General features: G+C 70.5%; 11 protein-coding genes. 4 read left to right on the top strand and 7 right to left on the bottom strand.

Annotation, left to right across the window (positions count from 1 at the left end; translation table 11 throughout):
* Genes BUS84_RS22400 through BUS84_RS41315 form a run of 4 tightly spaced genes read right to left on the bottom strand, consistent with a single transcriptional unit; the run spans position 1 to position 9,219 of the window.
* Positions 1-573 (bottom strand): hypothetical protein, encoded by a 573-nt coding sequence (locus BUS84_RS22400; RefSeq protein ID WP_074315312.1) that lies wholly within the window; start codon positions 571-573, stop codon positions 1-3.
* Positions 570-7,565, bottom strand: a complete 6,996-nt coding sequence (locus BUS84_RS22405) for an SdrD B-like domain-containing protein (RefSeq protein ID WP_074315314.1) — start codon at positions 7,563-7,565, stop codon at positions 570-572. Before BUS84_RS22405 ends, BUS84_RS22400 begins: the two co-directional genes overlap by 4 nt.
* Before the next feature lie 59 nt (positions 7,566-7,624).
* Entirely contained in the window at positions 7,625-8,551 is a 927-nt protein-coding gene (locus BUS84_RS22410; protein ID WP_074315315.1) for a CopD family protein, read from the bottom strand.
* Positions 8,551-9,219 (bottom strand): copper resistance CopC family protein, encoded by a 669-nt coding sequence (locus tag BUS84_RS41315; protein WP_084757558.1) that lies wholly within the window; start codon positions 9,217-9,219, stop codon positions 8,551-8,553. The genes BUS84_RS22410 and BUS84_RS41315 overlap by 1 nt, the downstream gene beginning before the upstream one ends.
* Positions 9,220-10,297: 1,078 nt before the next feature.
* Here BUS84_RS41315 and ltrA point away from each other — a divergent pair.
* The 4 genes from ltrA to BUS84_RS41320 all read left to right on the top strand — a co-directional run bounded on the left by ltrA (position 10,298) and on the right by BUS84_RS41320 (position 14,571).
* Entirely contained in the window at positions 10,298-11,755 is a 1,458-nt protein-coding gene (gene ltrA, locus BUS84_RS22420) for a group II intron reverse transcriptase/maturase (protein WP_074315318.1), read from the top strand.
* A gap of 449 nt (positions 11,756-12,204) precedes the next feature.
* A complete protein-coding gene (locus BUS84_RS22425; RefSeq protein ID WP_074315320.1) occupies positions 12,205-13,572 on the top strand; it encodes an FAD-dependent monooxygenase in 1,368 nt (455 codons plus the stop codon).
* A gap of 199 nt (positions 13,573-13,771) precedes the next feature.
* Positions 13,772-13,945, top strand: a complete 174-nt coding sequence (locus BUS84_RS38695; RefSeq protein ID WP_167627060.1) for a tyrosine-type recombinase/integrase — start codon at positions 13,772-13,774, stop codon at positions 13,943-13,945.
* Positions 13,942-14,571: a tyrosine-type recombinase/integrase gene (locus BUS84_RS41320; RefSeq protein WP_074315322.1), complete on the top strand. Its 630-nt coding sequence runs from the start codon at positions 13,942-13,944 to the stop codon at positions 14,569-14,571. Before BUS84_RS38695 ends, BUS84_RS41320 begins: the two co-directional genes overlap by 4 nt.
* A 222-nt stretch (positions 14,572-14,793) precedes the next feature.
* Here BUS84_RS41320 and BUS84_RS22440 read toward each other — a convergent pair whose 3' ends face one another.
* From BUS84_RS22440 to BUS84_RS22450, 3 genes are all read right to left on the bottom strand, one after another.
* Positions 14,794-15,069 carry a LuxR C-terminal-related transcriptional regulator gene (locus BUS84_RS22440; protein ID WP_074315324.1) on the bottom strand — a complete coding sequence of 92 codons (276 nt, stop codon included), beginning with the start codon at positions 15,067-15,069 and terminating at the stop codon, positions 14,794-14,796.
* A 400-nt stretch (positions 15,070-15,469) separates the two neighbouring features.
* Positions 15,470-16,345, bottom strand: coding sequence for a hypothetical protein (locus BUS84_RS22445; protein ID WP_143728482.1), 876 nt, complete (start codon positions 16,343-16,345; stop codon positions 15,470-15,472).
* 488 nt (positions 16,346-16,833) lie between these two features.
* Entirely contained in the window at positions 16,834-17,313 is a 480-nt protein-coding gene (locus tag BUS84_RS22450) for an LPXTG cell wall anchor domain-containing protein (RefSeq protein ID WP_074315328.1), read from the bottom strand.
* Positions 17,314-17,816 lie beyond the last annotated feature (503 nt).

Below are 17,816 nucleotides of genomic sequence, written 5' to 3' on the forward strand. Positions count from 1 at the left end.
TCACTTGTCGTTGGTCGCTGGGGACGCGGCAGTCGGTCCGCCGTGGCCGGGGCCGTGGTTGGCAGGGTCGTCGGCAGCAGGAGTCCTGGCCGCCTCGGGCGGCAGGACCACCTCGGTGCTGCCACCGCCGTGGTAGGCGAGCACGCCGTTGGTGGCCTCGACGGGAACATCGAAGATGAGCGTTCCCGACAGCTGGGTGTCCGCCGGGAGGCGTGTCCCGGGCAGGACGGACCTGTGCGGTTTCCGGGCGATCGCGCCGGGAACCTGCAGGGAGAACCGGTCAACGGCGTACGCCAGCGGCTGATCCGCCGAGGCCCGCAGGGTGACGTCGATCGACACTCGGCGTTCCCCTTCGGCGACCGGGTCGGCGTCGGTCCCCATCCCCGGCATGGCGTGTCGGGGTCGGGCCGCCGAGACGACCTGGTCGACGGCGACAACTCCCCCGTCGGGCAGGGCGAGCCGGCCGGGTCCGGCATCCGGGGGCGGAGCCGACGCCACTGCCCAGGCCGCGCCGGCGAGCACCGCGGCCACGCCGGCCGCGACGGCGGCAAGCCGAACCAAGCGCTTCGTCATCGGTTCACCGCCGTCACCGTGAGCTGATCGACCGACAGGTCGAACGGGTACGCCAGGTCACCGATAACCCTGATCCGGACCGTTCCGTCCGCCGCGACGGCCCGGGCGGGGGCGGCGATGTCGACATCCACCCGAGATTCGTCCAACCCCTGGGTGTACGTGCCGAGCGCCCGCCACGTGCTGGTCGCAACGTCGTACCACTGCAGCCGGACCCGCGTGTTGCGCATGCTCGACCGCAGCGAGGCGGACACGTTGAGCGCCGCGGCCGACCGCAGGTCAGCCGGCACCGCCACCGTCGCCGTCACGTCCGCCGTCGGACGCCCCGCCACCGTGGCGGACGCGACGACCAGGCAGCGCCCGTCGTCGGCTGCGGTCTCCGCCACGTCGCCACGGATGCTGCCGGTTGTCGCCGACCAACCGGACGGTGTGAGCACCGCCGTCCGGCCGGTCCACGGCAGGTCGTACGCGACCGCGAGGTCGGCCGACACGTTGCCGACCGCGTCGATCGCCACCGCCCGCAGCACCCGGTCCATCGAGACCCGCACCGCAGCGGTGTAGAGCATGCCTCGGGTGGCCGTCGGCGCCGTGCCGTCCAAGGTGTACCGGATGCTGGCGCCGGCCTCAGCGGTCAGCGCAACCGAGGTCGGCCCTGCCAGCGCGCCGGCGCCTGGGTTGGCAACGGGTGGTTGCGGCGAGGTGCGATCCACGGTGTTGTAGTGGCCCACCTCGACGCTCGCCTGGCCGCCGTCGGCCGGCGCGGTCACCGGCACCCGGGCGACGACGGCACCGTCGGCGACCGGGCCGGTCGCCCGCCAGCCCGTCGGCACCGTCACCTCGACGCCGTACCGAACGCCGGCCTTCACCGGGAAGGCCACCCGGCCGGTGCCGTCGGTGATGGCGGCGGTCAGCACCTGGCCGGCGGTGTCGAACAGCCGGACCGTCCGATCGGCGAGGGGATGCTCACCGGCCTCCTGCACGCCGTCCGAGTCATGGTCGTGGAACACGCCCACCGAGACCGAGCCGGGCTGCACCCAACCGCCGGCGGCCTGAGTGTTACGGGCGCGGGTGACCTCAACGTCATAGATGCCGTCGGTGTTCACCCAGGCGATCGGCGACACCGGCGGCATCGGCACGATCTCGTACCGCCCGGGCGGCACGACGGCACCGGCGGTGCCAGTCTCGTCGGTGGTCGTCCGCGCCACCTCGACGTGCTCGTCGGCGGTCACCACAGCGACCGGCCAGTCGGCGAGTGGTGCGTCGCTGGCGTCGCGCCGGCCGTCCCGGTCGGCGTCGTCGAACAGCGTGGAGGTGACCACCCCGTCGGCGAACGCGCCCAGCACGACGAGCTCGGTCGCACCGGCCGGGACCTCGACCGCCCCGTCCGGTCCGCAGTCCATCAGTGTCACCCCGGTGGGGGTGGTAACCAGCGCCTTCGCGCACTGCCACGGGAGACCCGAGTCGGGGCGCAGCACCTGGATCCGCACGGCGCCGCCCGCCGGGTCGACCACGGCACCGTCGTCGGCGGTCCTGGCCGAGGCGATGCGATCCCCGGCGGTCAGTTTCACCACCAGGCCGCCGACGGTCGGCTCACCGTCGTCGGCCGCAGCGTTGCCGTTGGCGTCGTCGACGGGCCGGACCAGCAGGCCGGGCACGCGCGTGACGCCGATCGCGACGCTGGCGCGGCCGGTGCCGACCGTCACGCCGGCGGGCAGCGCGGTGGTCGCCCGCCAGCCGGTACGCGGCCGCAGGTCGGCCGACCAGTTACCGGCGGTCACGCCGGTGAAGGTCGCCGAACCGTCGGCACCGGTGGTGGCCGGTGCCAGCGTGGCGGCACCATCGAGCGTCACGGTCCAGCCGGGCAGGCCGGTCTCGCTCGAGTCACGGACACCGTCGGCGTCCTGGTCGTCGAAGACCAGGGCCTGCACGGTCGCGAGCGTCGACAGGCCGACCGTCACCTCCGCCCGTCCGGCGCCGTCCGACAGATCCAGGCGCCGCTTGGCGAGACCCACGACCGCCATGCCCGAGGGGGCCTCGACCGCGACGTCGTACGACCCGGGGGCCGGCGAGAACGTCGCGGTGCCATCGACGGCGGTGGTTGCCGTCGCGACCTCGGCGCCGGCCGGGGTGAGCAGGCGCACCTTCACGCCCCGCCGGGCCAGCTCGCCCGCGTCCTGCACTCCGTCGGCGTCCTCGTCGTCGAACACCCGCACCACCGCGTAGCTACGCTCCAGCGGCATCAGCGGCCAGTACGACGCCGCGTAGGGGTTGTCGCGCGCCTTGCGTGGGCTTGGTTGGAAGCCGGCGTCGGCCTGCGGCCTGGCGTAGACGCGGGCCATTCCCCAGATCCCGTCCGGCAGGGCGAAGCTGGTCGGTGAGGACCACAGGTGGTCGCCGACGGCCGGCAGTCGCACGTGCGCGTTCACGGCCTTACCGGCACCGATGCCGCCCTGGACGCCGACGAGTTCGGTCTGTGCGTCGTACGGCTCCTGCCGCCAGGCCGCGCCGTCGAGTTGGAATCCGGTCTGCCGCGGCTTGTTGCCACCCAGCACCCGCACCCTCACCTGGTCGTTGGCGTAGGCGCGGATGATCGGTGTCGCGGGGTCGCCGTACGTGACGGAGCTGAACACGTTCGCCCAGCCGGACGTGGTCGTCCCGATGGCCTTGCCGCCGGGCACCGCGCCGAGGCGTCGGTGCAGCGGGGCGTTGGCGTAGTTCACACCCTTTTCACCGCCGTCCTCCGTGCCGCCGGCGTGCACGTCACCACCGTCGGGCTCCGGCGGCGCATTGCCTTCGGCGCCCCCCTCCGCGTCGGGCTTGTCCTTGATCTCCGCGCCGGTGGCCGTCCGCAGGTCCATACCGTCCTGGTAGATCAGCGCGGACTCGCGGAAGTCCTGCCGGCCCGGTACCCGGATGTCGGCGGCGGTGCCGCTGCGAATCTCCGAGCCGGTGACCGGGTCGTGGTAGGTGGCGTGCTGCGGCTCGATGACCAGGGCGCCGGCCAGGCCGTGGTGGCGGTGTCCGCGTACGTCGCCGTAGTCGACGATGTTCGTCGCGCCCAGCTCGTTGTCGGCGAACCACTCGTAGCTGATCGTCTGCCCGATTCCCACCGTCGAGTCGGGGTTGAAGCCGATCGCGGCGCCGTCGGACAGCCGCACGTCGTGACGTACCAGCTGCGGGTGCATCGACACGCGGGTGCCCATCGGCGTGCCGGTACGCGGTTCGAGGATCTGCGGCACGTCACCGCCCACGCCGTTGCGGTGGTTGGCGTACTCCGGCGGCAGCGCGTTGCGCAGGTTGACCCGGACGCAGTCCCCGGCGTTGGCGCGGATCACCAGCGGTTCGGGCTCCTTCATTCCGGAACGCACGGCCTGCTCGTCCTGGGCGAGGACGTACATCAGCGCCTTCGGGTCGTTGTCGCCGTACTCGTTGTACGTCACGCCGCGGTTCAGTGCGACCACGTCGATGGTCCGCACGGGAGCGGCGGGCGGGCAGGCCACGCCGGGCCGTTGCGCGGGCGGCGGCGCCTGCCGCGACGCCGGGGTCGGGGCGGGGCCCGCCGTACCGGTGGGTTGGTTGTCGGGCAGCGCGAGCAGACCCGCAACAGGTGCGCCGTGCACCCGCATGATGCCCCACATGCCGCGCCACTGGTCGTCGATGGAGGTGCCGCCGTACAGGTAGTCACCGCGGCACGGGGTGTCGGTGTTCTTGCAGTCGAACCCGGGCAGCTCGGCGTTGAACGCCTCCGAGATGCCGATGGTCTGGGCGTTGACCAGCGGGGAGTCGGGGTCGTCCGGCTCCTCACGCCAGCGCAGCCCGTTCACCTGGAACAGGTGCTGCTCCTCCTGCGAGCCTTGGACGACCCGAACCTTGACGTTGTCTCGGGTGTAGCCCTGCAGCAGAGGGGTCATCGGGTCGCCGAAGACCCAGGAGCTGAACTTGTGGGCGGGATCGACCGGCTTGCCGTCACGGGTACTTCGTTCGCTCAGCGGCGCGTTGCGGTAGTTGATCGCGTACGTGCCGGGGTCGCGGTCCGGGTACGCCTCGGGCGCGCCGGGCGCGTTGACCACGTCGTGCGAGTTGCGCGGATCGCCGCCCTTCTTCACCAGGGGTACGAAGTCCGCGATGGCGAGGCCGTACTCGCGGTAGTCGTCGTTGGCGCCCGGGCCGATCAGGTCGACGCTCTCCCCGACCGCCCCGCCGACGCAGCTCGCTGCGCACGGGGTGCCGTGCGCGGGGTTGTTGACGGGCTGCATGAACGCGCCGGTGGCCGGGTCGCGGACGTCGAAGCCCTGAGGCTCGATGATGAGGGCGCCGTAGTGTCCGCGGTGCTGCACGATCGCCGGGAAGTGATGGTCGTGGGTGAAGGCCGTCCGCAACTCGTAGTCGGCGTACCACCGCTCGTGCAGGGTCTGGCCCCACAGCCCGCTGGAGTCGGCCGGCGGCGTCCACTCCTGGCGTTCGTCGAGCCGGCAGCCGGTGCTCTGACCGCCGAAGAAGGTGTTGCTCGGTTTACAGGTAACGTCGCCGGACGCCTGCTTGGCGATGAGCGCCGCCTGCTCCGAGGTGAAGGCGGCCTGCTGGTAGTTCCAGCCGTTGGAGCCGCCGTCGGAGGCGGTCACGTCGAACTTGACCAGGTGGACGTGCCCACCGGCCATGTTCGTCTGCTTGAGCTGCTGGAAGGCGTCACCGCCCACCCAGTTGGGCGCCATCATCGTGAGCGAGAAGTTGATGCAGTCGCCCGCGTTGGCCCGGATGAACAGCGGCTCGACCTTCTTACGGCCGGCGAGGATGTCCGACACGTCCTTGGTCAACACCATGACCCGGGCCTGCGGGTCGTGATGGCCGGCCTCGTTGTACACGAGATCGCGTTGCAGGACGGTGACTTCGTAGTCGACCTCGCGCGCGCCGTCGGGGCACGGGTCGGCGTACGGCGCACCACGCGGCGCGGTAGCGCCGTCGTTGTGCCGCGCCACGACGGCGCGCTCGACGGCGAGCTTGGCCTCCTCGATGGTCTTGCCGCCAACCAGCCGGGGTGCGTTCCGCTCCGGTGTCCCGTCGGCGCCGCCCTCGGTCACCGAGCCCGGCGGCTGCGGCGCTCGGAACCCGTAGGTTCCGGGGATCATGCCGGGGAAGCCGGGGTTGTCCGCGGTCGGAGCGGGTGGCGTGGGTTGGCCCTTCAACGGGATGAGGGGCCGGACGTTCACCCCGTCGGGCGTGGCGGTGGAACCGTCCAGGCGGACGTCGTGCACGCGCATGATCGCCCAGTAACCCTCGGCGAAGTGCGGGTAGAGGTGGCAGTGGAAGATCGAGTCACCGAACGTCCGGTTCTGCGACCCGGCGCCGTAGAGCAACTCCGCGGTGTAGGCCTCCCCCGGCCCGTAGCTCTGGGAGTCGAGAGTCGACGACGCCGGCTTGGCGCCCGGCCCGTCGCCGCTGGCGCCGTCTTCGCGCGGGTCGGCCAGCCACTGATGGGCGTGCAGGTGGAAGACGTGGGTCTCCTTCACCCCGGACAGGCCGAAACGGATCTTGGTGGCGTCACCGGTGTAGGTGTGGAAGACGTTGGACACGTAGCACGACTCGGGCAGCCCGCAGTCCTCGGCCTCCTTGCGGTCGCCGCTGCCCTTGGGCAGCCACGGCCCCTTGCCACTGGCCAGCTTGATGAGCGCCGGGTCGCCGTACGGCCACGACGACAGCCACGTCTCCTCGCCGATGCAGTCCGGGCACGCCTTGGCCTCGCGGTCCTCCATCGGCTCCGAGCCGTAGTTGAAGCCCATGCCGACGTACGGGATCTGGTCCTGGGCGAGCTGGATGCTCTCCCGGAACGATGGCGCGCCCGGCGGATGGATGTCGGCCTCGACGTACAGTTCGCCGCTCTGGGTCTTCGCGGCCGTATAGGTGGAGCTGGGGTTGCCGTTCCCGGACAGCACGGCGCCGCTGCGCGGGTCGGTCCACACCGAATCCTTCGGCTCGACGGCGAGCCCGCCGTAGAGCCCGATCCCCCGGGAGCCGGCGTCATGCTCGCCGCCTGCCGGGGTGGCCATGTCCTGGAACAGGAACAGTCCCTCCTGCGCCGGCACGCGCCAGAAGTAGGTGATGGACTCGCCGATGCCGACGGTCGGGTCGGCGTTGTAGCCCACTCGTGCACCGCCGTCACCGCGGACGTCCACAACCACGCCGGTGGCCTGGATACCGACCCGCGGCGCGGCGGGCAGCCCGTACACGGGGTCGGACGACAGCCGGTTGGTGAGCGTGACCCTGACGCACTCGCCTTCGTTGGCGCGCAGCACCAAAGGACGCGGGCGCAGCCGACGGTTGCCCGCGGGATCGTCCGCCGCGTTCTCGGCCAGCGGGCGCCACCAGTTGGTGATGGCGGCGATGTCCTGGTCGAGGGCGAAGATGCGGGCGTTGCGCAGCGTCCTGCCGAATCGATTGAACGGCACGTCCACCGTGATCGCCGATACCGAGTAGATGCGCTGCTGCTGACCTGCGACGCAGGGGGCTACCTCCGCCGGGTCCGCGGCGGCCGCCGGTTGCGCGGGCACCGCGAGCAAGCCGCCGACCATCATCGTGGCCACGGCCGGACGCGACGCGGCGCGGATCAGCCGCACCGGCCGCGGCCGCCGCCACCGCGACAGCGCGGCCGCGGTCACCACCAGCAGGGCCGCCGCCGCCTGCACCGGCACCTGCCGCAACGCCTCCGCCAGGGGCACGCCGGCGGCCCACGCCACGGGTACCGCTGTCGCGCTCGCCGTGATGAAGACCGTCCCGGCCGCAGCCAGGCCCGCCGACACCGGCCGCGATACCCGCCACGACAGCCAGGCGGCTGCGGCGACGGCCGTGACGGCAACCGGAATGGCCACCAGCAGCCGTAGCAGCCCCGTCAGGCCACCGCCGGAAGCCTCCGGAACAACCGCCAGTGCCAGTCCCACCATCACCGTCGTGACGGCCAGCGCTGCCGCCGACGGCCGATGCGAATGGACCATGCTCTTCATTGACTTTCCTCCCGCACTTTCAGGGTTGCGGCGTGGACGGTTGCGGGCGTGGCATCGGTTCACGGCGGCGGCGTCGAGACGAGCAGCGCCGCGGCGAGAACCGTCGCGACGCCGAGGACGACTTCGAGGGAGACCACGCCGAGTAATGCGGCTGCACTGTCGTCGACGCGGACCCGGGATCTGGCCCGCCTCAGCCGGCCTATCAGCACCCGGTGATTGACCCCACCGGCCACGACGATGGCCACGACGAGCAGGAGCTTCATCGTGGCGGCGGCGCCCCAAGTCGTGCCGGACAGCGACCGAAGATCGACGCCGGCCAGGAAGGGCTGCGCGAATCCGGTGACGACGGCGACCGAGACGGCCAGCACGGCGAGCCGGGAGAAGCCGGCCGCGCACGACAGCAGCACCTGCCGGCGCCGGTCCGCCGTGCCGGCGCGCAGCGCGAGAGGGACTACTACGGCAAGGGCCAACACGCCGGCGACCCAGACCCCGCCGGATGCCAGGTGCAGCAGGTCGACAAGGATTCCGACGGCGTTGGTGACACCGGCGTGGCTGGTCATCGGCAGGCTGGCGGCCAGCACCACGGCCGGCGCCGCCCAGCTGAGCCAGCCGGCCGGCGAGGGGGCGGCGAGGGCGATGGCGACCACGAACCAGAGCACAACGGCCACCGGCACGCGTAAGGCCGTCCAGCTGCCGAACTGGCTCGACAGGGCCTGCCGCACGGCGTCGCCGGCGTCGTTTGTGGCGGAGGCGGCCTGAAGTTGGTCGGCGAACCGCCAGAAGGTGAGCAGTGCGGACGCCCCGACGGCGACGGCGGCGCACCGCAGAATCCGGCGGAAGCGCGTGAGGGCCCGCGGGACCTCTCGCTGTGCGGCGCCCAGCGACCGCAGGAACTGCATCGCCACCGGGAGCGCGCCAACCAGGAGCAGCGCGGACCCGAGGGTGACCGTCCGCAGCGCCAGATCGATGGGCGCTGGGCCCGTCATCATGTGTTCCTGGTTGGTACGGGCGGGCCGCGGCGGCGACTGGCGAGAACCGCCGCGCCGGCTCCAAGTAGCACGACGGCCAGTGCTAGGACGATGTTGGTCGGAAAGGTCCCGCTCTCCGACGAGACCGCCACAGCCGTGTCCTGGGTGTCGGTGCCATCGGCTGCCGCCGTGGCGGTGACGCTCGGGCTGTCGTCGCGCGAGGCGGACGAGGCACAGTTGGTCGTACCGGCCACCGTGAAGGGCACCGTTCCGGAGATGGGGTGCCCGTCCTCGCTCACCGCCCGCCACCGGACGGACCACGCACCGCTGGGCGGCGCCTGGTCACCGGGCCGGAGCGTCGCCTGAACGTTGCGGCCGCGGACGGTCACCTGAGCCGGCACGGTACGACCGCACCCGTCGGTTACGGTCAGCGACGCTGACAGGACGCCCTCATTGAAGACCAGCCCCACGGCGGCGGGTGCCGCCTTGGTCACCGATCCGGCCGCGGGGCTGGCGGACTTCAAATCGCTGTGTGCGACGGCCGGGTCGGCTGCGGTCATGTCCACCGCGAGAAGCCCGACCACAAGCATGGCGAACAGGATCAGGCCCGGCACACGGCTGGCCCCGCGTTTCCGCGCTGCGCGTATGCGGCTTTTCCTCGCTGTCCCCATCCCCGGCGTTCCCATGAGGAGACGGTGCGGGGCCGACCTTAGGAAAAGCTTGGGGATCCCTTATCCCGTCGTTATCGATATGCGCGCCAGCAGTACCGCCGCGGCTTCGGCTGGCCGCTGTCCCACCGCCGACTCGTTGTCCCACACCAGCGCGTTTGGCGCCCGACCCCAACGCGATCGATGCGACGCCCCCCATCCCGGCTGGAACTGGCTTGTCAACTCCAAAGCTCGTTGCCGCCCGCCATGATGTAACGGCACCCTGCACGAGCGCGGTGGACGGCTCGCCCCCGCCCACACGCAGCGGCATCGCAGATCGGCCATGCCTTACCCAAGCGGACGTTGACGGACAGGCTCGGACGTAGGACACGCTCGTCGTGCGAGCACCAATGCGCCCATGGGCACGAAACGACAAGAGAGGCCTGACCCCCATTTTGACAGGTCAAACGCCTCTCGATCTTGTGCGCCCGAAGGGACTCGAACCCGTAACCTTCTGATCCCGTGCGCCGTGAGGCGCTGTTGTTCGAGTGGAGGTGAAAGACCGCCACCGCCTGTCTGTCGCAGCAGGTGGGCGTAGCTGAGGGCAGCCTGCCGTGGGTGGTGCCGCGGAGGGTGGGAAGCAGCCCTGACAAAGCCGGGACGTGCCAGCACTGCCAGATGATGCGGGTCCGGCGAGCGAGACGAAGAGGAGTACGCGAGGAACCGGCGTCATTACGTCCCTTAATGGGTTACCGGCTCGAACCTGGTGGATGAGGGCCGGAGGGCGGTTATTCCCTGGTCGCCTGCGCGGGCGGGGAAGCTTCCGGGTTGGGCAGGATCGCGGGTCCGGGAGGCCACGGGGAAGGTCTGCGGCGTACCCGTGGCAAGGCCGTCAGGGGCAAAGTCGGGCTCCTCCTTCGACGAACGAGCAGCAGTGAACACGGGAACCACCCGGTCGCGGTTCCCGACATCGCCGGTATCCAGCCGGAGGGTCGGGATAGGCGCACCGACCGCTGAACGGGCCGGGTGGGGCGGAGCCGCCGTAGTACTCCGAGCCGGGGAGAGCCCGGCACATGGGGAAGGGCGGCAGCGGTTACGCGAAGGGACGGATGCTGTAATGCCGCAAGACGCGCCGCCGAACGGCGACGCCCGCCCGGACGAGAGTCCGGTTCGGCGGGTAGCGGAGATGCAGGCCAAACTTCATCGTTGGGCGGCGGCCGATCCCGGCCGCCGGTTCGATGACCTGTTCAACCTCGTGCACGACCCGGCGACGCTGATCATGGCGTTCGACCGGGTCGCCGGTAACCGGGGCGCCCGCACTCCCGGCGTCGACGGCCTGACCGTCGATCACGTCGAGGAGTCGATCGGCGTCCCGGGTTTCCTGACCGACCTGCGTGCCCAGTTGAAGGCGGGCACGTTCCGGCCGCTGCCGGTGCGGGAACGCAAGATCCCGAAGCCCGGCGGGTCGGGCAAGGTCCGCAAGCTCGGTATTCCGACCGTGGCGGACCGGGTCGTGCAGGCGGCGTTGAAGCTGGTGCTGGAGCCGATCTTCGAGGCCGACTTCGAGCCGGTCTCCTACGGCTTCCGACCCCAGCGGCGGGCCCAGGACGCGATCGCCGACATCCACCTCTACGGCACCAACGGGTACCGGTGGGTGCTCGACGCGGACATCGAAGCATGCTTCGACTCCATCGACCACACCGCGTTGATGGACCGCGTCCGAGCGAGGATGAAGGACAAACGCGTGCTGGCGCTGGTGAAGGCGTTCCTCAAAGCCGGAGTGCTCACCGAGCTCGGTGACCGGAGGAACACCCACACCGGCACGCCGCAGGGCGGCATCCTGTCTCCGCTGCTGGCCAACATCGCGTTGTCGGTGCTCGACGAGCATCTGACGGCGCCATGGAAGCCAGGCGAGGCGATGTCGACCAGCGGTCGCCGTAACTACCGGCGCAGCCGTGGGTTGCCGACGTGGCGGCTGGTCCGTTACGCCGACGACTTCGTGGTCCTGGTCCACGGGACCGAGGACCACATGGCGGCGCTGCGCGAGGACGTCGCCGCTGTGCTCGCCCCGCTGGGTCTGCGCTTGTCGCCGGCCAAGACGCGGATCGTGCACATGAGCGACGGGTTCGACTTCCTCGGCTTCCACATCCGGTGGCGGCGCAAGCGAGGCTCGAACCGGTGGCACGTGTACACGTTCATCGCCCGGCGGCCGATCCGGTCGCTGAAGGCGAAGATCCGAGCACTGACCCGCAGGACATCACAGCAGGACCTGAGGTCCGTGCTGACCAGGCTCAACCAGGTCACGCACGGCTGGGCCACCTACTTCCGGCACGCCGTCGCCAAGCACACCTTCCACACCCTGGATCGGTTCGCCTGGCAACGGCTGATCAGGATGCTCATGCACCGGCACCGCTGGAACTGGAAGGCCGTCCGCAAACGGTTCACCATGCCGACCGGCAGGTGGCTACCCATCACCGCAGACGGGACCGAGCACCGGCCGATAGCGGCCATCTCCGTGACCCGCTACCGCCGACGCGCGATCCCCGGCCCCTGGCCTGCACCCGACAACGCCTGACGACAGCAACCGTGGAGAGCCCGTTGCGCGGAGACGCGCACGGCGGGTTCGGCGAGCGGCCTGGAGAAACGGACCAGCAGCAACGCGGGCACCGCGCTCCAGGCCGACTCAACTAGATTCCCAAGACCATGTCCATGCCGTCCGGCCGGTCCGCCTCGTCCTGGTCCTCAGACGCCCGGTAACTCGATCCGTTCCGGTCCGTCCGGCCCAGTTCGCCCCGGTGGCTCCCACGTGTGGCTCCCAGGCTGTCAGCTTAGGAATCGCACAGATCGGACTCTGGTACCGCGTTTCGCCGGGTCGGCACAGCCCCGGTTGGCCTGGTTCACTCTGAGGTCACACCAGCCTATGGCTCGTGGGTGGCCCGCCGGCTTGTGCAAACGGATCGGCAAGTGACTACTACACTCCCCAACCCCTTGCCCAACATGAGCGTTGGCAAAGAACATTGACCCATGGACGCGGATGTGGTGATTGCCGGATGTGGACCGGTCGGAGCGGTGCTCGCCGCACTGCTCGGCGACCGTGGCATCCGCGTCGTCGTTGTGGACCCGGCGTCCGACGCCCGGTCTGGGCCGCACGCCCACCCGCGGGCGGCGGTCCTCGACTCGCACGTGCAGCGGATCCTCCGCCGCATTGACGGCCTAGACGACTGGGACGAGTGGGCGACGCCGTTGCGCCGTTCGCAACTGCTCGGCCCCGATCGCCGCCCGCTGCTGACGCTTCGCCTGGCGGATGGCGTCCCGGCTGGCGTCATGCTCGACCAGCCCCGCCTGGAGCGGGCACTACGCGACCGACTGGCGCGGATGCCCACGGTGCACCTCCACACCGGTCGGTCGGTGACGGCGCTCGAGCAGTCGGGCGACATCGTCGCCGTCACGCTCGACGACGGCTCGACGCTGACCGCCTCGTGGCTCGTCGGCTGCGACGGGGCGTCGAGCACCGTGCGGGGCCTCATCGGGGCCTCCTATGACGGCGTCAGCTACCCGGAGCCGTGGCTGGTGGTCGACGCCCGCACCGATGAGCCCAACACTGGCGAGCCGACGTTCTCCCACGTGCTCGACCCGGCCCGGCCGATGGTGACGTTCGAGCGACCCGGCGTTCGGAGGTGGGAGTGGATGCTGCTGCCCGACGAGGACCCGGTCGGCATGGTGGCGCGGATTGACGAGCTAATCCAGCCATGGGCGGATCCCGCGGCGCTGCGGGTCGAGCGGGCCGCGGTGTTCACGTTCCATGCCCGTACGGCCTCGGCATGGCGCCGCGGCCGCGTGCTGCTCGCCGGCGACGCCGCGCACTCGATGCCGCCGTTCACCGGTCAGGGCCTCGGCGCCGGCCTACGCGATGTCGCGACCCTGTCCTGGCTGCTGGCCGACGCGCCCGGCGACGTGGACCGCTACGAGCGCGAGCGGCGGCCGGCCGTGGCGCGGATGACCCGCACGGCGTTACTCACCGGCCGGGTCATGCTCGGCCGCAACCGTTTCACGGCAGCCGCGCTGCGCGGGTTGGTGCGGACCGCAGGGATGCTCCCAGGCCTCGACGCGCGCGTAGCCAGGGCAGCCGCAGCGCCTGAGCGCCTCCCCGACGGCACCCGGCAGCTGCCCGATGCCCCGCTCGTCGTTGACGGCCGGCGCACCAACCTCGACGCGCTGCTGGGCAACCGGTGGGGCGTTATCTGCGGCGAGGCCGGCAGCCTCGACCCCGGCACCAGGGCGTGGCTCACCACGCACGGCGCCGTCTTCGCCGACGTGGATAGGTTTGCAAAAGGGCAAGCGACGATCGTGCGCCCCGACCGCTTCATCGCGACCACCGTCCCGTTCGCCTGAGGGGCATCGTCACCTCAGGTCGGAGTCCTGCGGGCCGTCGAGGACGGCGACGAAACCGTACGCCGGGTAGATCGTCCGCCGCCCATGACCGTGACTATGAACCACGATGCTCGGCTATTTCATCCTCGGACCGGGCGAGCAGCCACAGATCGCCTTCCTCGAGGGCTGACGATGCCGCTCGTCGCGCACGAGCCGTCAGGTGGACCAAGACATCGCCTCGATCGGCCTGGCCAACTTTCAGTTCCACGACCTGCGGCACACCGCAAACACCCTCGCCGCCGCCTCCGGGGCCAGCACACGGGAGCTGATGCACCGCACGGGACATGCCAGCATGCGCACTGTTGATCTACCAGCACGCTACCAGCGAGCGTGACCGCGAGATCGCCCGCGCAATGGAACGCCGCATCGCCGGAGAGGGCCGACGCCGACCGTGAATGGCACGCGGGTGGCACGCAAGATCCCACAAGGGGGAGAAGCGAAGGGCCCAGGTGCCGCGGTCATGCGGTCTACCTGGGCCTTCGTGGGTGGAGCGGGCGACGGGAATCGAACCCGCACCGTCAGTTTGGAAGAGCGTGCTCAAGCGGTCGCGATGTCCGAAACGCCTGCGGGCGGCGGCCGGCCCGTCGGCTTTCGGCGCTGTGTAGGCGTGCCGGGCTCGGGCACTGGCACCCGCACGAGCTCCGCCATTCCGGGGCCTCATTGAGGCTGGCTCAGGGCAACCCGCTGCACGTCGTTTCGGAAGTGCTCGGACACACTTCAATTGCGATCACGAAGGATGTGTACGGGCATTTGATGGAGGGCGACCGCCGCTCGGCTGCGGAGGCCATGTCCCGCGCGCTGTTCGGGCAGCGAGGCACCGTGGCTCCCAGCGTGGCTCCCATGTGCATCCAGGTGCTGACCTCGGCGGACGCGAAGAGCGCCCGACCCTGCCGTTCTGGCTGGTCGGGGGCTCTTTCCTGCTCTGTGCGCCCGAAGGGATTCGAACCCCTAACCTTCTGATCCGTAGGTCGAGGCGGGAGGCCCGCACTCTTTCGCCACGGCACGTTCTCGCAGGTCAAGGACGAGCGCGTATGTTGGCGGGCTTCAGCGATCGAGCGGCTCGCGCTACATCTTTTGCTACACGGCGATTCACATGGGACGACATGCGCAATCTCGTCCAGCTCGATGAAGCGTCGGGGAACCGGGTGCGTGGACGCGTCCGTGACCGTACTCGACGTGCCTTCAGGTCGGGCGGTGGACGTTGGCGTCTCGGGCGCGGGCTACGGCCTGGGCCCGGTGTTCGACGCCAGATTTGAGCAGCACGTTGGAGACGTGGTTCTGCACCGTCTTAGGGCTGATCTCACCGTGCTGCCCGGCGAGCACCCCGAGCGCATCGGCCGCGCCGGCGCCCAGAAGCACCCAGCCCACCGCCAGCCAGGCCGGGCTGCGGGTCAGCCACCAGCCCGCCCCGGCCAGCAGCAGCCCGTGGCTGACATTGCCGACGAGCTCCCAGTCCATCGCCCGGCCCGGCGGACAGGGTCAGAGCCGCGCTGGCCAGGGTGATGGCACGGCGGTGGCCACGGTGATCGCCGCGACCGGCAGCCGCCTGACGACACGCCCCCTGCCCGCGAGTGGCGTTGGTCTGTGACGGGCGGTACAGCCGGCGCAACCCGGACGGGCGGGCTGCGTTAGCACCTGGCGACCTGCTGGAGATCTCATCGGCGCTGCGGGTTTCTGGATCTACCGACGATGGCTCAGGCGCCCGCGTCGCTGACTTGGGAGCATGAATGCCCGGACAAGGTCGCCTAGCCGGACTTGTCACCCCCGTCCCAAGACTGATCTGTCTTGGAGGTCCTGGGATCGGGCAGACCGTGCGGGCGTACAAATCCGGCGCATGAATGTCGAGGGTGCTCGCGGGTCACTGGCGGCGGACGTATATGACGAGGCCGACGGCGAGGCCGACGGCGACGAGGCCGGCCAAGGCGACGAGGCCCACCCCGATCAGCAGAAGCGGTGAGAAGACGGCGTTCCTCACGACCGCCGCGGTGTTGGCGTCAGTGTCGTTGGCGGAGGTGTTGCCGCTGCCGACGGCGGTGGCGCTGGGCCTGCTGCCGACGGCGGTGGCGCTGGGCCTGCTGCTCGGCGTGGCGCTGGGCCTGCTGCTCGGCGTGGCGCTGGGCCTGCTGCTCGGCGTGGCGTCGGGCCTGGTGGTCGCGGCGTGCGGCCTGGTGGTAGCGGCGGGCTTGGGCGCCACCTCGGGTGGCGGTGGCCGGTTCGAGATGTGGATCTCACCACGCGCCGCCGGGTCCCCTCCCTCACAGTGCTGCTCGAACGTAGCGTCGAAGGTCTGCACATAGCCTCGGGGACCGAAAACCGCTTTGATGATGGTGAAGGAGCCGGTCAGCTCGTTGCATCCCCGCCCTTCGCCACTCAGGTCCAGGCCGGGGCCGGTCCCGTTGAACGGGTGCCGGTGCGCGGCGGTATAGGTGCGCGGGACGAGAACCTGCGTGCCCGGTGCGTCGAAGGTGAGGGTCCACCAGTCGCCGTTGTAGGCGTTGACCGAGATGCTGACCGTGCTACCGGTCGAGCTGGAGACGGTCAACGCGTCGCCGTTGCTGGTGGAGTACGAGTACGACTTACCTTGGCTGATGTAGTCACCGCTGTCCCCGTTGAAGCTTAGAGACCCGGTGGCCACTGTCTGTGCATGGGCCGTGCCGGCCACGAGTAGGCCACCAACGGCCGCCGTGAGCGACAGGGCAGCGGCCAGGACGCGCCGCCGCCATAGCATCTTCATGCTCTGCCTCCCCACGTGGATGACCGTGTTTTGTCGCGGGGTGCATGGCGTCGGCCAGTAGCCCGGCCTCGACCGGCACGGTCGGTGCGAGCGGCCTGTTCCCAGCTAGGGCTACGGAACCAACAACCTCTCGCCACCGGCACTTCCTCACCCCGACTAAACCGGCGCTGCGCACAGTCCAGCCGTCCGAATATGATCCAAACCAGCACTAGATCAGACACTCCGTCAAGACCTGGTGTCAAGGATCGTGTGAACCGCCCCGCATCTGGTGGAGTCAGACTGTGACCAGGGCTTGCTGGTCGGGGTGGTGGCGAGCGTAGAACATCGATTCGTACCGTCGACGAGGTGGGTGGTGAAGCGGATCGACGTGTATCCGGCATCCGAATGGTGGATCAGCCCCGTCTCGACGGCTACCAGCGCCAGTAGCCGGGTCCGGCAAACACGAACGCCCCCACCACCTCACGGCAGCGGGGGCGTTCCGGTGAAGGTCAGGCGTCGAAGCGGACCCGACGGCGGCGCGCCACCACCAGCGCCACGCCAGCCAGCACCGCGATCACACCGACGGCGCCGAGCGCAGTGGCGTTGACACCGGTGACGGGAAGGCCGCCGCCCGCGCCCGGCGCGGGGCTGGTGGTCGGCAGGGCGGTGTTCGGCTTGAGGGGGTTGGACTCGCAGCCAAACCCCGGCGTGCCCCTGTTGCCGTCCAGGCCCCACGGGTCGTTGTTGACGTCCACCAACGTGACCCGGTACTTCACGTCAGAGCAGTTAACCGTGCCGGGAGGGTTGGGGAAGTCGGCGCACAGGTTCTGCGTAGTGCCGGTGTAGACGTACGCCTCGCAGTCGCGCGGCTCCGCGGGCTGGATGGTCGGCGGGGTGGTCGGCGTCTTCGTCGGTTCGGCGCCCAGTCGCCGATGCGGTCGCGGGGCCGCACGGCGCGGGTAGAACGCGGCTGAGGCCCGGACCGCCAACGGTCCGGGACCCAGCGTGCGCCTGTCACTTCCGGTCGCCGTACTCCTCGCTGTGCCGCCGCGACCACTCATCCAACTCCGCGCGCGACATCTTCCGCGACAGAGTCTTCTCCGGGCCACGATCCGTCCTCCGTCTTCTTCCACGGCAGGGTCTGACCCGCCACATGCCCGGCCCGCTTGGAGCCCAGGGCCGGGAGATTCCACCCGGCGAGGCTTCGCCGGTGCTGCAGGAGACGTGGGAGATCGAGAACGGTTACGCGGTGAGCGGGACCGTCAACTGACACGATGACGACGCCGCTGCTGGGCTAAACGCGCTATGCATTGAGCCTGACGTGCGAGGCAACCGCGACGGACGCCGGCACCGTGAAGACCACGGTGAAGAACCGCCTGTAACCGCATCCAGCCCGGACAGGGAGCACCCCGCCCGCCCCTAAGGGTGGGCGGGGCCGCTTCATACTCGCCGTGATCGAAACCGCCCCGATATCAAGGACCACGCCCCTTGT

It is taken from the genome of Micromonospora cremea (assembly GCF_900143515.1).
Taxonomy (GTDB): Bacteria; Actinomycetota; Actinomycetes; order Mycobacteriales; family Micromonosporaceae; genus Micromonospora; species Micromonospora cremea.